We start from the raw sequence: 22,206 nt of genomic DNA on the forward strand, positions 1-22,206 counted from the left end.
TGACCTGGTGCGGGAGCGGACGGAGGGTGGACTGATCGGAAGGGGGTGAACCGGGCGCCGACGGCACGCCGTTGCCGGCAGGGCGCCGAGTCGGCGGCCGGCCCACCGGAGCGGGTGGGGCCGCCGCCCGGTGAGCGGTTGGGCACCGAGCCCACGTGGCCCGGCGGCCGAACCACCGAACCGGCGGCCGGCACCTGACAACCGGCGAGCGGCGACCTGGCGATCGGCGTTTCGGCCGTCGAACCCGCCGCGCCGGTGGCCGACACGCCCGCCTCGGCGGCCCGCCCACCGGCTCCGGCGGCTCGTCCACCGGCGAGGCGCATTGGAACCGCTCGACCGCCGCCCGGCCACCAACCCGCCGCCCGGCCACCGGCCCGTCGACTGGCCACCGGCTCGGCTGCCGGTATCACCCGGCTCGGCTCGTGAGTTCGGTCGGCCGGCCCGTCACGGTGAGGACCGAGCGCATCCCGTCGTCCAGCGGTCCGGTGTGCCGCCTCCGTGCTCCGGTGAGGCGCCACCGGCCCCAGCCCGGAGCGGCGGAACGGCGGCGGCGTCCGGTAGGGCTCCCGCCGGCCCGGCCGGCCGACCGGGGCCGGACCCGCCGGCAGTGACCGCCCGGACCTGACCGGCCCGCGTCCGACGAGGGCCCGCGACGGCCGGATCCGGCCGCGGTGGGACGGAGTTCCGGTACCGGCGCCGGCCCCGGCTCAGCCGTCGTCGGTACGGCGTGCCGTGCGTCCGGAGATCTGGACCCGGTCGACCAGGCCGGTGACCGGATCCCGGTGGAACCGGCCTCCGGGTTCGAGCCGCCCGGTGGCCGGATCGCGGAGGTCGCAGGTCAGGTCGGGGTAGCAGACCAGCGGAAGGGGCAGGTCCCCGTCCACCGACAGGGCCGGCGTGCCGTCCGGTCCGGGCGCTATGCGGTAGGTCGTGGTGCCGTTGCGGTAGGTGCCCGCGCAGTCGGGCAGGTCGACGGCCGCGCCCCGGTCCGCGACGGCCGTCGCGGCGGGCACCCGGATGCCGGTGAGCCGGCCGAGTTCCTCGGCGAGGTCGTGCCAGAGGGCGGTGGCGCCCCCGGCGTTGCCCGTGAAGGCGACCACGACACCGCTCTCCGCGTCGGCCCTGAGGTGGCAGGACGTGCCCTGGGCGTTTCCGTCGTGGCCGCACCAGACGCGGCCGTCCCGCTGGTACAGGGCGAGCCCGGTGCCCCAGCCGTCGGCGAGGGTGCCCGGCCGGGCGGCGGTCTCGGGCCGGCGCATCTCCTTGACGACGGCGGGCGGCAGCAGGTCCGAGCGGCCGGTCAGCGCGTTGCCGAACGCGGCCAGGTCCCGGGCGCTCGCGAGCAGCGCGCCGGCCGGCGCCTCCAGCGGCGCCAGGTTCTGGCGGGCCGGGACGGGCTGCCCGGTGAGGGTGTTGACGGCGTGTCCCGCGGCCACCGGACGCACGGGCGCGGCGTCACCGACGAACGCGGGCCGCACACCGAGGGGTTCGAGGAGCAGCGCGCGCACGGCCTCGGGCCACGGCATGCCGGTCACCGTCTCCACCAGCCGTCCGGCGGCCACGTAGCCGGCGTTGGAGTAGGAGAAGTCGGTCCCCGGCGCGAACAGCAGGTCACGCTCGGTGCAGAGGGCCGTGAGGTAGCGCGCGGCGGTGGTCCCGGCGGCGGTGTCGGAGTCGGGTCCGGTGGGCAGCCCGGCGGTGTGGCTGAGCAGTTGGCGGACCGTCACCTCCGGCGTTCCGGACAGCTCGGGGAGGTGCTCGGCCGCGGGCTCGTCCAGGTCGAGGTCGCCGTCGTCGGCCAGCAGCATGACGAGCCCGGCGGTGAACGGCTTGGTGAGCGACCCGAGGGGGACCGCGGTGTCCGCGGTGAAGGGGCTGCCGGTCGTGACGTCGGCCGTCCCGGTGTGCACGGAGACGGCGTCGCCGCCCGTGTCCAGGACGAGTTGGGCGCCGGGCACCCGGTGGAGCCGGGCGAGGGCGTCGAGGCGTAGCTGTATCTCCTCGTGTAACAGGGACGGCGTCCGGGAAGCGGCCGGAGCGGCTGGGATGGTGTACGGCATGAGAAGGGGACTCCCGTTGGGTGGGTCTCATGTGCGGGTGTGCCGGCCGGCCCGAACGAGCGGTGTGGGGGCCGGCCGGGGCGCGCGGAGCGCCTGGGCTACGGTCTGCCGACCTCGACGGGCAGGTGCCGTACGCCGACGATGACGGCCGGGTTCTGGTAGGCGACGTCCTCGTAGGAGGGGATCACCAGGGTGCGGAATCGTTCATGCAACTTGTGAAGAGCGATCCGTGCCTCGAGCCGGGCCAGCGGCGCGCCGAAGCAGAAGTGGATGCCGTGCCCGAAGGTCAGATGCGGGTTCGGGCTCCGGGTCACGTCGAGGACGTCGGGCGCCGCGAAGCGGGCGGGGTCCCGGTTGGCGACGCCCAGATGCGCCATCAGCATCGTGTCGGCGGGGATCTCGTGGCCGCCGAGGACCACGGGCCGGGTGACCCGGCGGCCCAGCTCCGGGAAGGGCGGCAGCCAGCGCAGCACCTCCTCGACGGCGGCCGGGACGCGGGCCGGGTCGGCGCGCAGCGCGGCGTTCGTGCCGGGGTGCCGGTCGAAAGTGACGACCGCGTTGCCCAGCAGCGCGGTCGTGGTGATGTGCCCGGCCACCAGCAGCAGGGCCACGAAGCCGACCATCTCCTGGTCGGCGAGGCGGACGCCGTCCACCTCGGCGGCTATGAGTCTGCTGGTGAGGTCGTCACCGGGATCGGCGCGGCGGGCACGGATGTGCTCCAGCATGTAGCCGTTCATCTCGCGCACGGTGGGGGCGATGGCTTCCAGCGCCCGTTCGAGGTCCGCCATGTCGGGCGCCTCGCCGAGCTGGTCGCCGCCGAACAGGACGCTCGCCCACTCCTGGAAGAGCCGGTGTTCCTCGGCGGGGATGCCGAGCAATTCGGCGATCACGATGATGGGGAGCGGATAGGCCAGCGCGTCGACCAGGTCGAACCGGTCGCGGTCGGCGACGGCGTCCAGCAGCCGGTCGCAGACGGCCTCGATGCGGGGGCCGAGTCCCTGCACGACCCGCGGGGTGAACGCCTGGCTCACCAGGGCGCGGAGCTTGCGGTGCTCCGGCGGGTCCATGCCGACGAAGTTGCCCTGGGTGAAGGTCTCGAAGTCGGACTGGGTGGGGGCGAGGGCGGAGAGTTCGGAGGAGTACGTGGCCGGGTCCGCGAGTACGGCGGCGACGGTCGCGTGGTCCAGCACCTGCCAGACCCGCTGCGTCTCGTCGTACCGCACGGGCCCGGCCTCGCGTAAGGCCCGCCAGCGGTTCGGCAACTCCTCCAAGAGAAGGCGTTCCCCCGTCACTTGCTTGCTGATCACCTTGTCTCCTCGGTCGCGGGTGGCGCGTGTCGGTTGCGGGTGGCACGTACGGGCATGGCCCAGTCACGCGCACAGGGGCTTGGTGGAGCCGGCGGCCAGGGCCGCGGGCGGTCGGGGCAAGGCGGCGCCCGCGTCGAACGGGCATCGGACGAGAGCGGCGCGTGGCCCCGCGTGGCCCTCTTCCTGAGCGGCGGCGGGGTCAGCCGGTGCCGGCCCCGCCCGGGGGTCGGCCGACGGCCTTCAGCACATGCGGTGCACGACGCGGCGGCCGCACGGCCGGCCCCGGCCGCACAGCGAGCCCTGACGTGTGGCGCGCCAACCCGACATCACCCATCCCCCTCGGCGATACCTCCCGCGCAACGCTCACGCGGGACCCTCCCGGCTTGTGGACGGGCAGCGAGGCCCCCGTCCCGGTCGTCCGAAACGAGGTGTGAATATACGCAGTCGCGACCCATGCCGCCCACGATTGGCATGATGCGCACCGCTCGACACCTTGGTTTCGATGGAACTCGGCCACAGTCTTCACGGCGAGTCACGTGCAAGCAACCCCCTGAAGTTGAACGGAGAGTACTCTGGCGGTGCTTTTGCGTCACTGCTCGGCCACTCCGCCCGGCCTCAGCGCGCGGGGCCCGGGCGAATGTCGCACCGCGTGTGCCCCGGCGCCGCACCCGTAAACCACACGCGTCGGAAATGGATCCCGCGGGGACGCCGGCGGACCCTCCGGGCACCGGGCGGACACGCGCTGCCGGCGCTCCGCCCGACCGTCCGAGGAGCCGGTCGACACCCTTTCTGAGATGGGATGATGATGTGACCGACGACCTCTCCGGGGTCCGTCGGCGGGGTGGTGGCGCGACACGCCGAGCCTGACCGCGGCCCGCGGCCGGATCGCCCCGCCGAACCGGTGTGCCGCTGCCCCCCGTTCGACCCCGAGAAGCGGAACGACAGGCCCCGCGAATGGTTTCGGCCATCATGGCGCGACGGGGGCGCACACGAGGCACTGGGACACCGCTCGCGCTTCTCCGACCAGCCGCGCGCCCCGGCCCACGGCCGCGACACGCCGGAGGAAGGCGATTCGGCTCCGACGGGGGGACCCACCGGTAACACGACCACCGCCCGGGGGTCCTGAAGACCTCACCGGGCACATGTGACACCGCACTAACCGCCGACCGCACCAGCGCGCGGGGAGAGCCGGACAGGGCGCGGGGAGGCGCCCGCCGCGCGGGGCGCAAGCGGCGTGTCCCAGGCGTTCGCCGTGCGCGGGGCGCCGCTCCGGAAAGGCGTTGTCCCGGAACGCGCGACGCGCGTTCCGGGACTGGGGTGGCCGTGCCCGGGTGGTGGCCGTGCACGGACTCGGGACCCGTGCCCACGAAGCGGCGGGCTCCGCGTGCGGCTGAGCCCGGCCGGCGCACGGCGACTGAGCCGGGCCGGCGCACAGGGGCCGAGCCGCGGGCACCACCAGGGCACCCGAGCCGTAAGTACTGAACTGGGCCGGCGCACAGCGGCTGAGCCGGGGGCCACCGCACGAGGGCCGAGCCGCAGGCGCCACCAAGGCACCCGAGCCGCGAGTACCGAGCCGCTGGCGCCGCCACGACGCTCGGGTCGTGAGTGCTGGGACGCCCGCGGTTCCGGCCCTCCCGCCGGAGGGCCGGACCGGCCCCGGCGGACCGGAACCGCTGTGGCCCGCCGGGGAGTTCATCGCGGCCCGGTTCGTTCCGGTACCGCGCGGTGGAACCCGCTGATGCTCTGCGGGCCCTGGGCTGTCAGGGCTGTCAGGGCTGTCAGGGCTGTCAGGTGATGCAGCGTCGTAGGGAGCGGACGCGGGTCGGCGTCCCCGCGAGCCTCACCGGGTCCCGGTGAGGGACGAGGACCCGGCGCCCGCGCCCGGCCGGTGGCCGGTACCGGCGCCGGACCGGTTCCCCGCGCCGCTCTGCTCGCCGCCCGCGGTGGCCGACGGGTCCGCGCCGCCGCCGATCTGGTCGCCGCCCGCCTGGTCACCGGCGCCCGAGCCGTCACCGGCGCCGGACTGGTCCCCCGCGCCCGCCTGATCTCCCGCACCCGCACCGGACTGATCCCCCGCACCCGCACCGGACTGGTCCCCGGCACCCGCCTGGCCGCCCGCGCCCGCGCCCGCGCCCGCGCCGAGGGTGGCGCCGGTGGCCTGGAGGGCCGCGGTGACCGGCTGGAAGAAGGTCTCGCCGCCGCTGGTGCAGTCGCCGCTGCCGCCGGAGGTGAGGCCGACCGCGCCCCCGTCCTGAGTGAACAGCGAGCCGCCGCTGTCGCCCGCCTCGGCGCAGACGTCGGTCTGGATGAGGCCGGTGACGGTGTCGACGCCGTTCGGGTCGGTCTCGCTCTGGAAGTTGACGGTGGCGTCGAGGCCGGTCACCTGGCCGTCGTGCAGCCCGGTGGTGGAGCCCATCCGGAACACGGTCTGGCCGACCGTGGCGTCCACGGCCTGGTTGATCTGCACGGTCTGGCCGTTGCCCGCGTTGACCTCGCTGGGCGCCTGCGTGCTGGGGTCGTCGTACTTGACGAGCGAGAAGTCGCCCTGGCCGGGGAAGGTGGCCTGGTCCACGGTGGCGATGGGCTGCCCGTTCTGGGAGTCGGACCACTGCTTGGCCGCGACCCCGCAGTGACCGGCCGTCAGGAAGGCGGGGCTGCCGTCGGAGGCGGTGACGTTGAACCCGAGCGAGCAGCGCACGTTGCCGCCCGGCACCTGGGAGAAGATGGCGTCGCCGCCGGAGACGAAGGTCTTGAAGGCGCCGGCCGACCTCTTGAGGGTGGCCATGTCGGAGCCGAGGCCGCGTACGGTCGACCGGACCCGGTCCCACTTGGCGCCGGTGACGGTGGAGTCGGCGGTGACCACGACCTTGTTGGTCCGCGGGTCCACGGCCCAGGCGGTGCCCGGGACGGTGGCCCGGGCCTTCAGGGTCCGTGCGGCGGAACGGAGTTGGGCGGTGCTGTTGCCGACCTGGCGTACGGCCGCGCCGGCCTTCTCCGCCTGGACGATCACGTTCTTGTCGCCGCTGACCACGTTGACGACGAGCTGCCGCTTGGCGCTGTCGTAGTACGACCCGGCGAGGGCGTCGCCGAGCGCCTTCTGGAGCTGCGCGGCGAGGTCCGAGGCGTCCGCGGCCTTCAGTGTCCTGGCGGTGCCGGCGGCGCCCGAGGCCTTGTCCTGGGACGCGTTGGCGTTGGGCAGCAGGAGGGCCGCCGCGCCGAGCGCCGCGACACCGCCCACCGCTATCGCGGCCTTGCGCTTGGGCATTCGCTTGTGACTCAAACTTCTCGACCTCCTGGGGACGGGGGTTCGCCGCTCTCGGGCAGTGGGATCGGGGCGCCTGGATGGCTGTAGGTACGGGCGGGTCACGCGGTGCGTTCAATTCCGTTTGCCGAACTCCCGTGCCACGGCGGTGAATCGCCCGCGTCGCGCGTGCCGCGGGGCCGGGCCGGGAACAATCGCCCACATGACGCTGACCACCGCCGAGGCCGACAAGATCCTCTCCACCTGCTTCGCCCCCTGGGTCCTGGAACTGGGTCTGGTCGTGGAGTCCTTGGGCGAGGACCGGGCGGTGCTCCGGCTGCCCTGGTCGCAGCGGCTGGCCCGGGAGGGCGGCGGCCTGTCCGGACAGGCGCTGATGGCCGCGGCCGACACCGCCACGGTGATCGCGGTCTCGGCGGCGCGGGGCGGCTTCGTGCCGATGACGACCGTGCAGCAGTCGACGTCCTTCCAGCGCGCGGTGACCGGTTCGGACGTCCTGGTCGAGGCGATGCTGACCAAGCTGGGCCGGCGCATGGCGTTCGCCGACATCACCCTGGGCGACGCGGAGTCGGGCGCGCTCGCGGCCCGCGCGAGCACCGTCTACGCGCTGCTGGGCTGACCGTTCACGCACCCCCCGGACCGGCACCTTCGGTTACCGGCCGGTGACTCTCCGTCCAGCGGGCGTACCGGAATCCCTGCTTCAGGGAATCTGCACATCGAATGCCCAAGCGCGTCACCGCCGTCCACGGTTCTGCACATCCGCGCGCCCCCCGGCACGCCTTTGGCGCGGAGTGCCGGATTCGCCGTCCGGTGGGCAAGGGCAGGGTTGCGCCGATGCCGTGCGGCATGTGAAGGAGTCGCCGACATGGCGTGCGCACACCTGCACGCTTGAGCCCCTCGGCGGACCAAGTGCCCAGGTGAGAGCCCTGTTTGATTGGAAGCCGGGTGAGCGGGCGTGCTTTGATCCATCGCACCGCGGGCTTTCCCCGGGTCTCCGGAGACGGGGGCCCTCGACCCGCGGTCGCGGCCGTCCGTCTGTCCCCAGAGGGGGCCGCTTCCCCCCTTATGAATATCCATACGAAGGGAAGTTCCACCATGAACTCCACCCCCCGTGTCGAGACCGTCGAGATCTCGGACGCCGAGCTGGACAACGTCTCCGGCGGTCTGTCCGTGAACGCCCTCAACACCGTCACCGGTGCCGTGAACGGCGTTGCCCCGGTCGCCGGCCTGGTCGACACGGTCGTCGGCACCGTCGAGGGTGTCACCGGCCTGAACACCCAGCCGGTCACCAACCTGGTCGCCGGTCTCTGACCGCACCTCGGTGCCACCGAAGTCCCGGAGCCGCCCCCCGGCTCCGGGACTCCCGGGTGCCCGGGACCGGCGGGTCCCGCCGCGGCGCCCGCGGTCTTGTCGTAACGATGTCTCTCCTCGGGTGAGGGAAGTTCCGTGCAGTTCCGCCAACAGGCCCTCGCCAAGCTCCAGTCGCCGGAGGAGCTGGACCTCCCGGTGCGGCTGGCCCGCCCCCAGGGCTGGCTCGCGCTCGGCGTCACCGTCGTCGTCATGGCGGCGGCCTCCGTATGGGCGGTGACCGGTTCGGTCGCCTCCACCGTCGGCGCGCAGGCCATCCTGACCCACGGGCAGGGCAGTTACCTGCTGCAGAGCCCCGTGGCCGGCCAGGTGACGGCCGTGCTCGCCGAGCAGGGCCAGCGGCTGCCGGCCGGCGCGCCCGTACTGAAGGTCCGCACCGACCGGGGCGACACGGTGGTGCGCACCGTCGCCGCGGGCCGGGTCACCGCGCTCGGCGCCACCATCGGGCAGATCGTGCAGACCGGGGCCGACGTGGCCTCGGTGGAGAAGATCGCGCACGCCTCGGACCCGCTGTACGCGACCGTGTACGTACCCGCCGAGAACGCGGCCGCCATCCCGGCGCACGCCGCGGTCGACCTGACGGTGTCCTCCGTACCGGAACAGCGCTACGGCGTGCTGCGCGGGCACGTGAAGTCGGTCGACCGGGCCGCGCAGTCCCCGCAGTCGATCGCCGCGTTCCTCGGCGACAGCCAGCTCGGCGAGCAGTTCACCCGGAAGGGCCGCCCGGTGGCGGTGCTGGTCACGCTGGACAGGTCGGCGTCGACGAAGAGCGGTTACCGCTGGTCGTCCGCCGAGGGGCCGCCCTACCGGCTGGACTCCATGACCCTCGCCTCCGGTTCGGTCAAGCTGGCCGACCAGCGTCCCGTCGATTGGCTCCTTCCGTGACCACCGCCCAGGAAACCCGCGGCCGCAGACGGGCCGCCCCGCCCCGCAGGCCGGTCCCCAAGTCCCGTGGCGGCACGGTCCGCACCCCCACCGTGCTCCAGATGGAGGCCGTCGAGTGCGGGGCCGCCTCCCTCGCGATGGTGCTCGGCCACTACGGCCGGCACGTGCCGCTCGAGGAGCTGCGCATCGCCTGCGGCGTCTCCCGCGACGGCTCGCGCGCCAGCAACCTGCTGAAGGCCGCCCGCGGTTACGGACTGACCGCCAAGGGCATGCAGATGGACCTGGCCGCGCTGGCCGAGGTGAAGGCGCCGGCCGTCCTGTTCTGGGAGTTCAACCACTACGTCGTCTTCGACGGCGTGGGCCGCCGCTTCGGCCGCCGCGGGGTGTACGTCAACGACCCCGCCAAGGGCCGCCGGTTCGTGCCGATGGAGGAGTTCGACGGCGCCTTCACCGGGGTCGTCCTGGTGATGGAGCCGGGCGAGGACTTCACCAGGGGCGGCCGCCGGCCGGGCGTGCTCGGCGCGATGCCGGCCCGGCTGCGCGGCACCGCCGGCACCCTGCCGGCCGCCGTGCTGGCCAGCCTGCTGCTGGTGGCGGTGGGCGCGGCGGTGCCCGCGCTCAGCCGTACCTACATCGACATGTTCCTCATCGGCGGACAGACCTCGCTGCTCGGCGTGCTGTTCGCCTCGATGGCCACCTGCGTCGCGCTCACCCTGGTGCTGACCTGGCTCCAGCAGGCCAACCTGCTGCACGGCCGGATCATCTCCTCCACCCTCTCCAGCGCCCGCTTCCTGCGCCATCTGCTGCGGCTGCCGGTCACCTTCTTCTCCCAGCGCTCCCCCGCCGACCTGGTGCAGCGGCTGCAGTCCAACGACCAGGTGGCCGAGACCCTGGCCCGCGACCTCGCGGCGGCGGGCGTGGACGCCGTCGTGGTCGTGCTGTACGCCGTGCTGCTGTACACCTACGACCCGCAGCTGACGTTCGTCGGCATCGGCGTGGCCCTGCTGAACGTGGTGGCCATGCGCCTGGTGGTACGGCTGCGGGCGACCCGGACGGCGAAGCTGCGCGCGGACACCGCCCGGCTCACCAACACCTCGTACTCCGGGCTGCAGCTGATCGAGACCATGAAGGCGACCGGCGGCGAGGACGGCTACTTCCGCAAGTGGGCCGGGCAGCACGCCACCACGCTGGAGGAACAGCAGCGGCTCGGCGTGCCGAGCGCCTGGCTGGGCGTGGTCGCGCCGACGCTCGCCACGCTCAACAGCGCGCTGATCCTCTGGATCGGCGGGATGCGGGCCGTCGAGGGACACATCTCGGTCGGTCTGCTGGTCGCCTTCCAGGCGCTGGTCACCCGGTTCACCGCGCCGCTGACCCGGCTCAACGGCGTCGCGGGCCGCATCCAGGACTTCGCCGCCGACGTGGCCCGGCTGAAGGACGTGGAGAACTTCCAGGCCGACCCGCTCTACGCGCGGACCGGTTCGGGCGACTCCACGCGCCGGCTGCACGGGCACGTCGAGCTGGAGAACGTCACCTTCGGCTACAGCCCGCTCGACCAGCCGCTGCTGACCGGGTTCGACCTGACCGTGGGCCCCGGCCGGCAGGTGGCGCTGGTCGGCGGCTCGGGCAGCGGCAAGTCCACGGTGTCCCGGCTGATCTCGGGCCTGTACACGCCGTGGGACGGGGTGATCCGCATCGACGGCCGCCGGCTGGAGGACATCCCGCGCGGAGCGCTCGCCGCCTCGGTGTCCTTCGTCGACCAGGACGTGTTCCTGTTCGAGGGCTCGATCCGGGACAACGTGGCCCTGTGGGACCCGTCGATCCCCGACGAGGCGGTGGTGGAGGCGCTGAGGGACGCGGCCCTGTACGACGTGGTGACGCGCCGGCCCGGCGGGATCCACAGCATGGTCGAGCAGGACGGCCGGAACTTCTCCGGCGGCCAGCGGCAGCGCCTGGAGATCGCCCGGGCGCTGGTGCGCCGGCCGAGCATCCTGGTGCTGGACGAGGTGACCAGCGCGCTGGACGCGGAGACCGAGCTGGTCGTGATGGACAACCTGCGCCGGCGCGGCTGCGCCTGCGTGGTGATCGCGCACCGGCTGAGCACGGTCCGCGACAGCGACGAGATCGTCGTGCTGGAGCACGGCACGGTCGTGGAACGCGGGCGGCACGAGGAGCTGGTGGCGCGCGGCGGCGCGTACGCCGCGCTGGTCAGGGAGCGGTGAGATGACGTCCGTGCACGAAGGCGACCTCGTCCTCGGCGCGCTCGGCTCGCTGGGCACGCGGGTCGACTGCGCCGGGTTCGGCCGCGTGGACCTGGAGGGGCCGCAGGTGCTGTGGCTCGTCGCGGCCGGCGCGCTCGACCTGTTCGCGGTGGACGCCGGCCAGCAGGGCCACTGGCACCACCTGGGCCGTCTGGAGGCGGGCGCCCTGCTGCTCGGCCCGGTCGCCGGCCCCCAGCACACGCTCGTGGCCCGCCCCGTGCGGGACTGCGTGCTGCACCGCGTGAACCTGCGCGAGCTGCACCAGCCCGCGCACACCCAGACCTGGTCGTACGACGAGTACGGCAACCCGCAGTACGTGCCGCCGACGACCAGCCCGCTGGAGTACGCCGTCGCGCTCGGCGTCGGCCGCGGCCTGTCCGTCCTCTTCCAGGCGCCGATGGCCGAGGAACGGGCCGCCGCGCCCGCGGACGACGACGTGTTCTGGATGCAGGTGCCGCCGGGCAGCGTGCAGTACGGCTCGCTGTACGGCGCCGAGGCCGCCGCCGACCTGCTGATGGACCCCGCGCTGTGGCAGAGCATGGTCGACCAGCAGTACCGGCTGCTGACCGCGCTCGACCGGTGGATCGAGCAGCTGGAGCGCACCCACGAGACGCGCACGGCGGCCGGGATCAAGGCCGGTGAGGCGGTCCGCGCCCAGGCCGACCGGACGCTGCTGGCGTCCATCGGCAGGCGCTCGGCCCGCCCCGCGACGGCCGCCGACGCCGACGCCGGTTACGCGGCCTGCAAGCTGGTCGCCGAGGCGGCCGGCATCGAGCTGGCCGCGCCCGCGCAGAGCGGCACCGAGAGCGAACGCCTCGACCCGGTCGAACGGGTGGCGCTCGCGTCCCGGGTGCGCACCCGCGCGGTCCGCCTGGACGGCCGCTGGTGGCGGGAGAACGTGGGCCCGCTGGTGGGGCACCGGGCGCTGTCCGGGGCGCCGGTGGCGCTGCTGTGGCGGCGCGGCGGCTATGTGGCCGTGCACCCGGGGACCGGGCGCGAGACGCCGGTCGAGAAGGCGAACGCCGGGGAGTTCGAGCCGCGCGCGGTGATGTTCTACCGGCCGCTGCCCGAGCGGCGGCTCGGGCCGCTCGGACTGCTGCGGTTCAGCCTGCGCGGCACCCGCGGCGACTTCGGCAGCCTGATGCTCGCCGGGCTGGTGACGGTGGCCATCGGCGCGCTGGTGCCGATCGCCACCGGCAAGGTGCTCGGCGAGTACGTGCCGAAGGCGCAGACGGGCCTGATCGTCCAGGTGTGCCTGGCGGTGATGGTGAGCGGGGTGGTGTCGGCCGCGTTCACCCTGCTGGAGAACCTGACCATGCTGCGTCTGGAGGGCCGTATCGAGGCGGCGCTGCAACCGGCCGTCTGGGACCGGCTGCTGCGGCTTCCCACCCGGTTCTTCACCCAGCGCTCCACCGGCGAACTCGCCAGTGCCGCCATGGGCGTCAGCGCCATCCGGCGGCTGCTGGCCGGTACCGGACCGGTGGTCGCGCAGTCGGTGACGGTGGGCGCGATGAACCTGGGCCTGCTGTTCTGGTTCAGCGTCCCGATGGCCATGGCGGCGATCGGCATGCTCGTCGTCATCGCGGCGGTGTTCCTCGGGCTCGGCCTGTGGCAGGTGCGCTGGCAGCGGCGGCTCGTGGTGCTCGGCAACAAGCTGAACAACCAGGCCTTCCAGACCCTGCGGGGCCTGCCCAAGCTGCGCGTGGCGGCGGCGGAGAACTACGCCTACGCCGCCTGGGCACGCCAGTTCGCACGCAGCCGGGAACTCCAGCAGAAGGTGGGCCGGATCAAGAACCTCACCTCGGTGCTGGGCGCGGTCTACCTGCCGGTGTGCACCCTGCTGATGTTCATGCTGCTTGCGGGGCCCGCCAGGGGCGCGATGTCGGCGGCGGCGTTCCTCACCTTCAACACCTCGGTGACGATGGTGCTGACCTCGGTCACCCAGCTCACCGGTTCCTTCGTCTCGGCGGTGGCGGCGCTGCCGCTGTTCGAGGAGATCAGGCCGGTCCTGGACGCCACGCCCGAGGTGCGCACCGCGAGCACCCGCCCCGGACCGCTCTCGGGCGCCGTCGAGGCCCGCCGGCTGTCGTTCCGGTACGCCGACGACGGGCCGCTCGTCCTGGACGACGTCTCCTTCGCCGTCCGCCCGGGCGAGTTCGTGGCGATCGTCGGCCCGAGCGGCTGCGGCAAGTCCACGCTGCTGCGGCTGCTCATCGGCTTCGACCGTCCGGTCTCCGGCAGCGTCCTGTACGACGGACAGGACCTGGCCGCCCTCGACCAGTCGGCGGTGCGCCGCCAGTGCGGCGTGGTGCTCCAGCACGCGCAGCCGTTCACCGGTTCCATCCTGGACGTCATCTGCGGCACCGAGCCGTACACGCCGGAGGAGGCGATGGCCGCCGCCGAGCTGGCGGGCCTGGCGGAGGACATCCGGCGGATGCCGATGGGTCTGCACACGATCGTGGCCGGCAACGGCGCGATCTCCGGTGGCCAGCGGCAGCGGCTGATGATCGCCCAGGCGCTGATCCGGCGGCCGCGCATCCTGTTCTTCGACGAGGCGACCAGCGCCCTGGACAACGACACCCAGCGCACGGTCATCGACAGCACCCGCAAGCTGAACGCCACCCGGATCGTCATCGCGCACCGCCTGTCGACGGTGCTGGACGCGGACCGGGTGATCGTGATGGAGGACGGCCGGGTGATCCAGCAGGGTCCGCCCGCCGAGCTGCTCGCCGACACCGGGGGCAGGCTGCACGAACTGGTGCGCAGGCAGCTCGCGTAGGCGAGGACCGGACCCGGGCCGGGCGGTCAGTCCAGGCCCGGCACCGGTGCGCCCGAGGGCGCTCCCGCCGCGAGGTGGGCGTCGTAGAACTCCCGCCAGGCCGCGCCCGCTCCGGCGTGCGGTCCGCCGGAGTGCTCGCCGCGCGCCCTGGCGTCCAGGGCGGCCAGGCACACCTCCCAGCCGGCGGCGTTGCGGGCGGCGGCGTTCTCGTCGGCCAGCACGTCGGTGAGCGTCAGCCGGGTGCGCCGGCCGTCCTCCGCCTCCAGGCCGAAGCGGAGTTCGTCGCCGCCCCACTCGAAGGAGAGGTGGCGGGGCGGGTCGGCGGCGAGCACCGTGCCGGTCGACTCCGGCATGTTCGGGTCGCCGCTGAAGGTGATGGCGCCGCCGGGGCGCAGGTCCATCTCGGCGCGCGAGGGGAACCAGCAGGCCAGCTCGCCCGGGTCGGTCACCAGCCTCCAGACCCGGTCCTGGGGCAGGTCGTAGGTCCGGGTGAAGCGGACGGCCGGGCGGCCGTCGTCCAGGGTCAGGAAGGTGCCGGTGACGTCGGCTGGCATGGTGATCGGTCCTCCGCGGTGCGGGCCCCCTCGGCGTGTCGAGGCTACCCGCCCACTCCCCTGCGCGTCCGCACGCCGGGCCCGTGACGCGTCCACCTTCCCGGACCCGTGCGGGGGCGCTTGAGACCGCGCCGGCGGGTAACCCGTAGTGGATCAAGACCAGCCGACGGAAGGACACGCCATGCCGGGCGGGAACGACCAGGGGAAGCGGCCCGATACGGCCCTGGGGGAAGTGCTGCACGAGGCGGAGGAGGCCGAGACGCACGGCGAGGACGAGCGGAAGCGGGGCGAGGCGGCGGACGCCATCACCCCGAACACCGGAGCGCAGGAGCAGTCCGAGGGGGACTGAACGCCCTACCGCTGTTCCGGCGGGGCGCCCACCGGGTGCCCCGCCGGCGCGCGGGCGACCGCGTGCGGGTTGGCGGCCGTGGCGCGGCCGGTCCTGTGCGACCACTCGCGGCCGCGTTCCCCCTTCAGGTAATCGGGACCCGGTCCGGGGCCGAGGTGCCAGTACGTCCAGGCCTGGCCGGGGGTCGTGCAGCCGATGTCGGCGAGGGCGCCGGAGATCTCGCCGATCACATGGTGCGCCCGTCCTCGTCACCGGTGACGACCACGCCGGCGAGCGCCTCGGTGCCGGAGGCGTCGGGCGACCGTTCGAGAGTGCGGTTGATCACTAGTGCTTTCATCGCGGCCGGGTACCCGGCCGCAATGAACCACCACCTGCGAGGACCCGAGCTGCCCGCGCCGCGCGGGCCCCTGTCCACCGCCGTCACCGCGTACCTGCGCGGCGCCGGCCCGCTGCCCGCCACCTCCGGCGCCCGGGCCGCCGACCCCTACGGCGACGACCTCCAGCTCGCCCTGTACGTCTGCTACGAGCTGCACTACCGCGGCTTCGCCGGGGTCCGTCCGGAGCTCGAGTGGGACCCGGGGCTGCTCGCGCTGCGGGGTGCGCTGGAGGACCGCTTCCTGTCCGCGCTGCGCACCGACACACCCGTGCACGACAGCCTCGACGAGGCCCTGGCCGCCCTGCTGGTCGAACCGGCCGAGGGCACGGGCGTCACGCACTTCCTGTGCGAGGAGGGCGAGCTGTGGCACCTGCGCGAGTACGCGGCGCAGCGCTCCCTCTACCACCTGAAGGAGGCCGACCCGCACGCCTGGGTGCTGCCCCGGCTGTGGGGCCGGGCGAAGGCGGCGATGGCGGCGGTGGAGTTCGACGAGTTCGGCGGCGGCCGGGCCGAGCGGGTGCACGCCCGGCTGTTCGCGGACCTGATGACGGACCTGGGCCTGGACACCGGGTACGGACGCCACCTGGACGCGGCCTGCGCCGAGATGCTCACCGTCGTCAACCTGATGTCGCTGTTCGGGCTGCACCGGCGGCTGCGCGGGGCCCTGGTGGGGCACTTCGCGGACGTGGAGATCACCTCCTCGCCCGGTTCGCGCCGGCTGGCCGAGGCGATGCGCCGCACCGGCGCGGGGCCGGCCGCGGAGTTCTTCTACGACGAGCACGTGGAGGCGGACGCGGTGCACGAGCAGGTCGTCCGGCACGACGTGATCGGCGGGCTGCTGGCCGAGGAGCCGGAACTGGCGGACGACGTCGCCTTCGGCGTCGACGCCACCGAGTTCGTCGAGGAGCGGCTGGCGCGACGGCTGCTCGGCGAGTGGCGTGCGGGGCGGTCGTCGCTGCGTGCTCCCTTTGCCCGGGAACTCGCTCATACATCCTGATCGCACGGGTACCCGGCGCCCCGTGACAGCATGGGTACTTCCGGGCGTCTACGCCCCTCAGGACGACACGGCCTTGCTGGCCGAGGCTCTGGACGAAGAGGCGCCGGCGCCGGGCGCGCGGGTGCTGGACGTCGGCACCGGAAGCGGTGCGCTGGCCCTGGCGGCCGCCCGGCACGGCGCCGAGGTGACCGCGGTGGACGTGTCCCGGCGGGCGGTGTGGACGGCGCGGCTGAACGCGCGGCTCAACCGTCTGCCGGTGCGGATCCGGCGCGGCAACCTCTTCGGCCCGGTCCGCGACGGGACGTACGACCTGATCCTGGCCAACCCGCCCTACGTGCCGGTGCCCGAGAGCGGGCGCGAGCCGCGCGGCCGGTCGCGGGCCTGGGACGCGGGGCGCGACGGGCGGCTGCTGCTGGACCGGATCTGCCGGGACGCCCCCGCGCTGCTGCGGCCCGAGGGGGTGCTGCTGCTGGTGCATTCGGCGCTGAGCGGCCCCGAGCGGACCCTGGAGCTGCTGCGCGCGGCGGGTCTGAAGGCCACGGTGGTCCGGCGGCGCTGGATCACCCTCGGTCCCGTGCTGCGTTCCCGGGAGGACTGGCTGCGCCGCAGCGGTCTGCTCGCGGCCGCCGAGGACAAGGAGGAGCTGGTGGTGATCCGTGCCGAACGAGCCTGCTGAACAGCCCCGCCGCATCCGGATGCAGCGGCGCGGGCCGCTGCTGATGGAAGGGCCGGTGGAGGTCGAACTGGAGGACGGCACCACGGTGTCCTCCGACCGCTTCCGGGTGGCCCTGTGCACCTGCCGGCGCAGTCGCCGCTACCCCTGGTGCGACACCAGTCACCGGCGCAAGGCCTGACGTCCAATCTTCAGTTGAAACCGGTTGTTTTTCGATACCGGTGGTTTTTCGCCGCTCCCCGGAGAGGCCCCCCACGGGCCTGTTCCGGGGAGCGGCTGTGTGCCCGGGAGTCCGCGGGCGGCCCCACTCCGCCCGTCGGTCCCGGCGCGAGATCGCAGGTTCCCGCTCCAGGGGCCGCACTCCCCAGTTGCGAGCCTGATCCGGCGTCGCGGGAACCGTACGATCCCGGTCTAGAACGTGAAGACGCTGCTGCTCGCGGCTTCCTTCACGCAGGAGTTGCCGAAGGTGCGCTCGTAGGAGACGCGCTTGCCCTGCCAGACACCCTGGACCGTGACCACCACGGGGTCGTAGAGCTTGGTGCACTGCACGTCACCGCGGCCCCGCAGGGCCGAGAGGTCGCCGCCGGCGCCGCGCAGTTCCGCGCACGCGTCGATCGCCGCCGGGTGGGTGCCGGAGGCCGTCGGGGCGCAGTTCAGGGTGACGGCGCGCTCGGGTGTGGCCGCGGCCGCGGTCTCGCCGTGGCCGGTGGTCAGCACCAGGGCCGAGGGGGCGTAGAGCGACGACGGGGCGGCGCCCGGTGCAGCGAGGGCGGCCCCGGTCAGGGGTGCGCAGGTGGCGGCCGTGAGGCCGAGGATCGCTGCCCAGCGCGCGGTGTTCCGCATTGTGTGCATCCTTCCGCTCGGATAGACGGGTGCCCTCCGGCCCGGTCGGCGCCGGAGCGGCGAGCGCCACTCTGCCGAGTCCGTCGCCGAAACACACATCCCACCCCCAGCTTTCGGTAACATTGCGTATTGAAACAGTGGCGCGAAGTCACGGAATCGGACCGCTTCGACTCCATGACTGAGCGGTTCTTGATCGTGGGCACCGGCCGAATGGCCGAAAAGCACCCTCTCGTTAATCGGCCTGAAACATGACGCCCCCGCTCCCCGGCGCACCCTTCACGATGCCTTCACGACTTCCGCCGTTCATGAAGCGTCCCGGGGCGCGGGGTCCGGACCCGGAGCAAGACCCGTCCCCGGTGGAGCCGGACCGGCCTACCCGCGGGTATCGTCGGCGGGCGCCGACGTGGCGGCGAGTGGCGGGAGGGACGGATGGCCAAGCACTGGGCGGACTTCCAGTACGAGATCTACCTGAACGGGATGACGGGCGCCGTGCCCCGGCTGCCCACCGATCCGACCCGGCTGGAGGAGCTGGCCGAGCACCGGCTCGGGCCGGGTCCGGTCGGCTACGTGGCGGGCAGCGCCGGCGACGGCGGCACCGCACGCGCCAACCGTGCGGCCCTGGCCCGGCGCCGGATCGTGCCGCGCATGCTGCGCGACGTCCAGGAGCGGGACCTGACGACCGAGGTGCTGGGCCGCGCCCTGCCGGCGCCGCTGGCCCTCGCCCCGGTCGGGGTGCTGTCGATCATGCACCCGGACGCCGAGTCCGCCGCCGCCCGGGCCGCCGCCGCCCAGGGCGTGCCGTTCGTCCTCTCCTCGGCCTCCAGCACTCCGATGGAGCAGGTGGCGGAGGCGATGGGGGACGCGGAGCGGTGGTTCCAGCTCTACTGGGGCAAGGACCGCGAGGTGACGCGCAGCTTCCTCGCCCGGGCGAGGACGGCCGGGTTCTCGGTGCTCGTCGTCACCCTGGACACCCCGCTGCTGGCGTGGCGCCCGCGCGATCTGGACCAGGCGTACCTGCCGTTCCTGCACGGGGTGGGCACCGCCAACTACTTCACCGACCCGGCCTTCCGGGCGGGGCTCGCCAAGCCCGTCGAGGAGGACCCGAACGCGGCGGTGCTGCACTTCCTCGGCCTGTTCGGAGACGCCGGCCACACCTGGCCCGACCTCGGTTTCCTGCGCGAGCACTGGGACGGGCCGATCGTGGTCAAGGGCGTCCTGCACCCGGACGACGCGCGCCTCGCGGCGGACGCCGGGATGGACGGGGTGGTGGTGTCCAACCACGGCGGCCGGCAGGTGGCCGGTTCGGTCGCCGCGCTCGACGCGCTGCCCGGCATCGCGGACGCGGTGGGCGACCGGCTGAGCGTGCTGTTCGACAGCGGGGTGCGCACCGGCGACGACGTGTTCAAGGCGCTGGCCCTGGGCGCGCGGGCGGTGCTGCTGGGCCGGCCGTACGTCTACGGCCTCGGCCTGGACGGGCAGGCGGGCGTCGAGCACGTCATCCGCTGCGTCCTGGCGGAACTCGACCTCACCCTCGCGCTGTCCGGACACGCCACGCCCGCGACGCTCACCGCGGACGACCTCGTCGAAGCGGTGGTCTGACCGACTCCGGCCCGGCCCGCCTCGGGTGAGCGGCGGGCCGGGCCGGGCCCGTCAGGTCCTCCCGTGCGGACCGGGCGTGCCCGGCGCGTGCCCGGGCGAGAGGGGCCGGGCGTTCGTTCCCGGCAGCCGGGCCGGGCGGGCCGGCGCCTGCCGGCCGGGTCCGGGCGGGCCGGCGGAGGGCCCCGCGCCGGACGCCGCGGGGCCGTCGCCGCCGGCGACCGACAGGGAGCCGGGGCTCGCGGACGGCGCGTCGGTCCGCCAGCGCTGCGCGGCGGAGCGGTCGCCCACCTTGACGACGACGTCGGCGCCCGCCCGGTCGCCGGCCGGGGCGAGGGCCAGGGTCCGGTCCCAGCGGGGCAGCAGCTCGCCCCGCACGGTGAGTTCGTAGCGCACGTCGTCGCCCCGCCGCTGACCCGCGCCCGCGCACGTGCCGAGGATGACGACGCCCGCGTCGGCGTGCGAGTCCAGGCACAGACGGGGGTCGGCCGCGCTGCGCAGCAGCCCGTCGGCGTCGTACGTCCACTGCTGGGCCGGCGCCGACGAGCAGGCGTCGAGCAGCGCGCTCGCGCCCGCCCGGACCGCGCCCTTGACGTCCAGACACAGGTCGGTGGCGGCGTTGCGCAGCCGGGCGGGCCGGCCGGCCGTGGGCAGCCCCGCCTTGCCCGGAGAAGTGGCGGGCGGGCGGACGCCGGTGCCGGGAGCCGCGTCGGAGGCGACCGGGTCGGCGCCGTCGCCGCCGTCGGACAGGACGCTGAGGGCGACGACGGTCGTGAGCAGCGCGGCCGCGGCGATCCCGGCTCCGAGCAGCAGCGTCCTGGTCTGCCACCCGGCCGCCGACGCCAGGACCGAGCCGAACGGCCCGGCCGCCCGGCCGCGTCTGCGGCGGCCGCCGGGCGCCCGCGCCGGCACCCCGGCGCGCCGTCCGCCGCCGCGTCCCCGTCCGCCCGGCCCCGGGGCGGCGGCGCGGGCGCGGGCGGGTCCGGAGCGGCCGGGGCGGGACTCCAGGTAACGCCGGGCGCCCCAGCCGAGCACGGCCTCGGCGAGCAGTACGCCGAGACCGCCCTCGATGCGGCCCAGTTGCTCCGCGGCGTGCCGGCAGTAGGCGCAGTCGTCGAGGTGCTGCCGGACGTCCGGCAGCAGGGCGCCGCCCCGGCGGATCGGTGCGTCCAGCAGGCGGTTGTAGTGACGGCACTCGGTGCTCGGCGCGAGTTCCCGGTGCGCCCGGACGCAGCCTTCCCGGAACCGGTCCCGGGCCTGTTCGAGGGCGGCCGCCGCGCTGTCGGCGTCGAGGCCGAGCAGGGCGGCGGGCAGGTGCACCGGTTCGGCCTCGACCTCGGTGTGCCACAGCAACGTCTGTTCGAGCCGGGGGAGGCTGTGGAAAGCACGTTCGGACAGGACGCGGTTCTCCGGTATCAGGGTCTTCGCGTTGCGCATGCCGCGGCCCCCGGCGGGCTTTCGCAGGGCGGGCAGCACGGCGGCCGTGCGGTCTGTCGCGGACCAGTTCAGGACCGTGTCCCGGACGGCCACCAGCAGACGGGGCCGGAGCGCCTCGGCGGGCTCGCCGAGCGCCAGCCGGGTGAGCGTCCGGTGGAAGGCGGCGCCGGTGACCATGTGGGCGAGCGGGCCGGCCGTGGCCAGGCAGACGACCGCGTAGTCCTGTGCCGCCGCCCAGTGGCGGGCCATCAGCAGCGCGGTGGACCGGGAGGCCTCCGTGTCGGAACCGGCCCGCAGCGGGGCGGCGAGGAACTCGTCGGACTCCCCGGGACCGCCGCCCGGCGGCGGGTACGGGGGACGAGGGGGGTGGGGGGTGGGCACTGAGCGGAATCCTTCGATGGTGTGGTGCGTCGATTGCCGATCGCCGGATACGCGCGCGGGGAGCGGGAGTTCACCGGCGCCGGACCGGCCCGGTCCACAACTGCCCCGGGAGACCCGGCGATTACCCCCCGCACCGTGTGGCAACCCTTGCACAACCTCCACACACGGAACAAGGCGTTCGCGCGACTGCGGACACCCTTCGCGCACGGAGCCGGAGGAGGGCCCGGTACGCGGGCCCGCCGTTCGCCTTCCGTGTCACCGCGCGCCCCGTGTGAACGCCGTGCACGCACCGGCCGGCCGCGCGCGCTCCCGGGGCTCGCGGCCCGGTGGTGCACTGGGCCCGGCCCCCTCGGAAGGCCCGCGCGGGGGTCCCCCGGCCGGCGGCCCCGGCGGCTTCCCCCGCCGGCCGGGACCGGCTCATATCTGCCAGGAACGCAGCCGGTCGGCGGCCCCGTACACGTCCGTCTTGGCGGACATCAGGTCGCGGGCCAGGTCGACCAGGGCGCCGTAGGGCGCGTCGATGCCGGCGCCGCTGACGAACATGTAGGCCACCGCGGTCGCGCAGGCGAAGCGGGCGTTGGCCGAGGGCAGCGGCTTGAGCACGGCGAGGGTGTGCAGCAGGGCGGCGGCCCGCCAGGCGGGGTCGGAGTCCACGCCGAGCCGGGGCGGGTCGACGCGGTGCCGGGCGACGGCCGCGACCAGTGCGGAGAAGTCGTCGACCGCGGGCTGGTCCGGCAGGACCTCCTCGTGCCGCTGCAGCAGCCACGGGACGTCGATGTGGATGACGGGCGGCATCGCTCAGGCGGCCTCGCCCTTGGCCGGGCGTTCGTCGTCGGGGAACGCGGCCGCGAACTCCTCGGCGTGAGCGGTGAAGAAGCTCCGGAACGCCTCCGCGCCCTCCTGGAGCGCCCGGTGCCGGGCGATGTCGGCGGCGGCGGCCTCGCGCACCAGCGCCTTCATCGACGTACCGCGCTCCTTGGCGATCTGGCGCAGGTCCTCCAGTTCGCGGTCACTGAACTCCACGTTGAGAGCTGGCATGCACTCACGGTACCGCCCGGGTACTCGCCCGTAAATATCGGCAGGT

The 22,206-nt window shown here is 74.4% G+C and carries 19 protein-coding genes; 10 read left to right on the forward strand and 9 right to left on the reverse strand.

The genetic code is table 11. The features are described from left to right. Positions 1–707: 707 nt before the first annotated feature. The 3 genes from TNCT1_RS27530 to TNCT1_RS27540 all read right to left on the reverse strand — a co-directional run bounded on the left by TNCT1_RS27530 (position 708) and on the right by TNCT1_RS27540 (position 6,632). Positions 708–2,060 carry a serine hydrolase gene (locus TNCT1_RS27530; protein ID WP_143637217.1) on the reverse strand — a complete coding sequence of 451 codons (1,353 nt, stop codon included), beginning with the start codon at positions 2,058–2,060 and terminating at the stop codon, positions 708–710. A gap of 98 nt (positions 2,061–2,158) precedes the next feature. Next, positions 2,159–3,367 (reverse strand): cytochrome P450, encoded by a 1,209-nt coding sequence (locus TNCT1_RS27535; protein WP_143637220.1) that lies wholly within the window; start codon positions 3,365–3,367, stop codon positions 2,159–2,161. Positions 3,368–5,207: 1,840 nt separating this feature from the next. Then, entirely contained in the window at positions 5,208–6,632 is a 1,425-nt protein-coding gene (locus tag TNCT1_RS27540; RefSeq protein ID WP_143637595.1) for a S1 family peptidase, read from the reverse strand. A 199-nt stretch (positions 6,633–6,831) separates the two neighbouring features. On the opposite strand from TNCT1_RS27540, the gene TNCT1_RS27545 reads away from it, so the two are divergent. The 5 genes from TNCT1_RS27545 (at position 6,832) to TNCT1_RS27565 (ending at position 13,916) form a co-directional block, all read left to right on the forward strand. Continuing rightward, positions 6,832–7,245, forward strand: coding sequence for a PaaI family thioesterase (locus TNCT1_RS27545; RefSeq protein ID WP_143637223.1), 414 nt, complete (start codon positions 6,832–6,834; stop codon positions 7,243–7,245). A gap of 476 nt (positions 7,246–7,721) precedes the next feature. Then, positions 7,722–7,937: a type A2 lantipeptide gene (locus TNCT1_RS27550; RefSeq protein ID WP_143637226.1), complete on the forward strand. Its 216-nt coding sequence runs from the start codon at positions 7,722–7,724 to the stop codon at positions 7,935–7,937. Positions 7,938–8,072: 135 nt separating this feature from the next. Then, the gene (locus TNCT1_RS27555) at positions 8,073–8,879 is read left to right on the forward strand and encodes an HlyD family efflux transporter periplasmic adaptor subunit (RefSeq protein WP_143637230.1); all 807 of its coding nucleotides are present in this window, start codon (positions 8,073–8,075) and stop codon (positions 8,877–8,879) included. Next, positions 8,876–11,098, forward strand: coding sequence for an NHLP family bacteriocin export ABC transporter peptidase/permease/ATPase subunit (locus tag TNCT1_RS27560; protein WP_143637235.1), 2,223 nt, complete (start codon positions 8,876–8,878; stop codon positions 11,096–11,098). Before TNCT1_RS27555 ends, TNCT1_RS27560 begins: the two co-directional genes overlap by 4 nt. Before the next feature lies 1 nt (position 11,099). Further along, positions 11,100–13,916: an NHLP bacteriocin export ABC transporter permease/ATPase subunit gene (locus TNCT1_RS27565; RefSeq protein WP_143637238.1), complete on the forward strand. Its 2,817-nt coding sequence runs from the start codon at positions 11,100–11,102 to the stop codon at positions 13,914–13,916. 26 nt (positions 13,917–13,942) lie between these two features. Here TNCT1_RS27565 and TNCT1_RS27570 read toward each other — a convergent pair whose 3' ends face one another. Then, positions 13,943–14,470: an SRPBCC family protein gene (locus TNCT1_RS27570; protein WP_143637243.1), complete on the reverse strand. Its 528-nt coding sequence runs from the start codon at positions 14,468–14,470 to the stop codon at positions 13,943–13,945. Positions 14,471–14,651: 181 nt separating this feature from the next. Here TNCT1_RS27570 and TNCT1_RS35925 point away from each other — a divergent pair, with 181 nt between their 5' ends. Next, a complete protein-coding gene (locus tag TNCT1_RS35925; protein ID WP_174266477.1) occupies positions 14,652–14,819 on the forward strand; it encodes a hypothetical protein in 168 nt (55 codons plus the stop codon). 5 nt (positions 14,820–14,824) lie between these two features. Here the strand turns inward: TNCT1_RS35925 and TNCT1_RS27575 are convergent, their stop codons facing one another. Beyond that, on the reverse strand, positions 14,825–15,049 hold the full coding sequence (locus tag TNCT1_RS27575; protein WP_373920511.1) for a hypothetical protein: 225 nt from the start codon (positions 15,047–15,049) through the stop codon (positions 14,825–14,827). Between the two features lie 129 nt (positions 15,050–15,178). Here TNCT1_RS27575 and TNCT1_RS27580 point away from each other — a divergent pair, with 129 nt between their 5' ends. Genes TNCT1_RS27580 through TNCT1_RS27590 form a run of 3 tightly spaced genes read left to right on the forward strand, consistent with a single transcriptional unit; the run spans position 15,179 to position 17,046 of the window. Then, the gene (locus TNCT1_RS27580) at positions 15,179–16,192 is read left to right on the forward strand and encodes an iron-containing redox enzyme family protein (RefSeq protein ID WP_143637248.1); all 1,014 of its coding nucleotides are present in this window, start codon (positions 15,179–15,181) and stop codon (positions 16,190–16,192) included. A gap of 22 nt (positions 16,193–16,214) precedes the next feature. Next, positions 16,215–16,868 carry a HemK2/MTQ2 family protein methyltransferase gene (locus tag TNCT1_RS27585; protein WP_143637253.1) on the forward strand — a complete coding sequence of 218 codons (654 nt, stop codon included), beginning with the start codon at positions 16,215–16,217 and terminating at the stop codon, positions 16,866–16,868. Continuing rightward, complete coding sequence (locus tag TNCT1_RS27590) at positions 16,849–17,046, forward strand: CDGSH iron-sulfur domain-containing protein (protein ID WP_143637256.1); 198 nt, start codon at positions 16,849–16,851, stop codon at positions 17,044–17,046. Before TNCT1_RS27585 ends, TNCT1_RS27590 begins: the two co-directional genes overlap by 20 nt. 230 nt (positions 17,047–17,276) lie before the next feature. Here TNCT1_RS27590 and TNCT1_RS27595 read toward each other — a convergent pair whose 3' ends face one another. Then, a complete protein-coding gene (locus TNCT1_RS27595; RefSeq protein WP_143637259.1) occupies positions 17,277–17,708 on the reverse strand; it encodes a protease inhibitor in 432 nt (143 codons plus the stop codon). Positions 17,709–18,137: 429 nt separating this feature from the next. On the opposite strand from TNCT1_RS27595, the gene TNCT1_RS27600 reads away from it, so the two are divergent. Then, positions 18,138–19,307 carry a lactate 2-monooxygenase gene (locus TNCT1_RS27600; RefSeq protein WP_143637261.1) on the forward strand — a complete coding sequence of 390 codons (1,170 nt, stop codon included), beginning with the start codon at positions 18,138–18,140 and terminating at the stop codon, positions 19,305–19,307. 51 nt (positions 19,308–19,358) lie between these two features. On the opposite strand, the gene TNCT1_RS27605 is transcribed toward TNCT1_RS27600, so the two are convergent. From TNCT1_RS27605 to TNCT1_RS27615, 3 genes are all read right to left on the reverse strand, one after another. Then, complete coding sequence (locus tag TNCT1_RS27605; RefSeq protein ID WP_143637264.1) at positions 19,359–21,122, reverse strand: RICIN domain-containing protein; 1,764 nt, start codon at positions 21,120–21,122, stop codon at positions 19,359–19,361. Positions 21,123–21,539: 417 nt separating this feature from the next. Then, complete coding sequence (locus TNCT1_RS27610; protein ID WP_143637267.1) at positions 21,540–21,917, reverse strand: toxin Doc; 378 nt, start codon at positions 21,915–21,917, stop codon at positions 21,540–21,542. A 3-nt stretch (positions 21,918–21,920) separates the two neighbouring features. Then, the gene (locus tag TNCT1_RS27615) at positions 21,921–22,160 is read right to left on the reverse strand and encodes a hypothetical protein (protein ID WP_143637269.1); all 240 of its coding nucleotides are present in this window, start codon (positions 22,158–22,160) and stop codon (positions 21,921–21,923) included. Positions 22,161–22,206 lie beyond the last annotated feature (46 nt).

This window comes from Streptomyces sp. 1-11, assembly GCF_007176755.1.
Taxonomy (GTDB): Bacteria; Actinomycetota; Actinomycetes; order Streptomycetales; family Streptomycetaceae; genus Streptomyces.

Excerpts from the sequence above, each read along its gene's own strand:
- TNCT1_RS27530 (WP_143637217.1), bottom strand. The coding sequence starts at position 2,060 with ATGCCGTACACCATCCCAGCCGCTCCGGCCGCTTCCCGGACGCCGTCC.
- TNCT1_RS27540 (WP_143637595.1), bottom strand. The coding sequence starts at position 6,632 with ATGCCCAAGCGCAAGGCCGCGATAGCGGTGGGCGGTGTCGCGGCGCTC.
- TNCT1_RS27545 (WP_143637223.1), top strand. The coding sequence starts at position 6,832 with ATGACGCTGACCACCGCCGAGGCCGACAAGATCCTCTCCACCTGCTTC.
- TNCT1_RS27550 (WP_143637226.1), top strand. The coding sequence starts at position 7,722 with ATGAACTCCACCCCCCGTGTCGAGACCGTCGAGATCTCGGACGCCGAG.
- TNCT1_RS27565 (WP_143637238.1), top strand. The coding sequence starts at position 11,100 with ATGACGTCCGTGCACGAAGGCGACCTCGTCCTCGGCGCGCTCGGCTCG.
- TNCT1_RS27570 (WP_143637243.1), bottom strand. The coding sequence starts at position 14,470 with ATGCCAGCCGACGTCACCGGCACCTTCCTGACCCTGGACGACGGCCGC.
- TNCT1_RS35925 (WP_174266477.1), top strand. The coding sequence starts at position 14,652 with ATGCCGGGCGGGAACGACCAGGGGAAGCGGCCCGATACGGCCCTGGGG.
- TNCT1_RS27580 (WP_143637248.1), top strand. The coding sequence starts at position 15,179 with ATGAACCACCACCTGCGAGGACCCGAGCTGCCCGCGCCGCGCGGGCCC.
- TNCT1_RS27595 (WP_143637259.1), bottom strand. The coding sequence starts at position 17,708 with ATGCGGAACACCGCGCGCTGGGCAGCGATCCTCGGCCTCACGGCCGCC.
- TNCT1_RS27600 (WP_143637261.1), top strand. The coding sequence starts at position 18,138 with ATGGCCAAGCACTGGGCGGACTTCCAGTACGAGATCTACCTGAACGGG.
- TNCT1_RS27610 (WP_143637267.1), bottom strand. The coding sequence starts at position 21,917 with ATGCCGCCCGTCATCCACATCGACGTCCCGTGGCTGCTGCAGCGGCAC.
- TNCT1_RS27615 (WP_143637269.1), bottom strand. The coding sequence starts at position 22,160 with ATGCCAGCTCTCAACGTGGAGTTCAGTGACCGCGAACTGGAGGACCTG.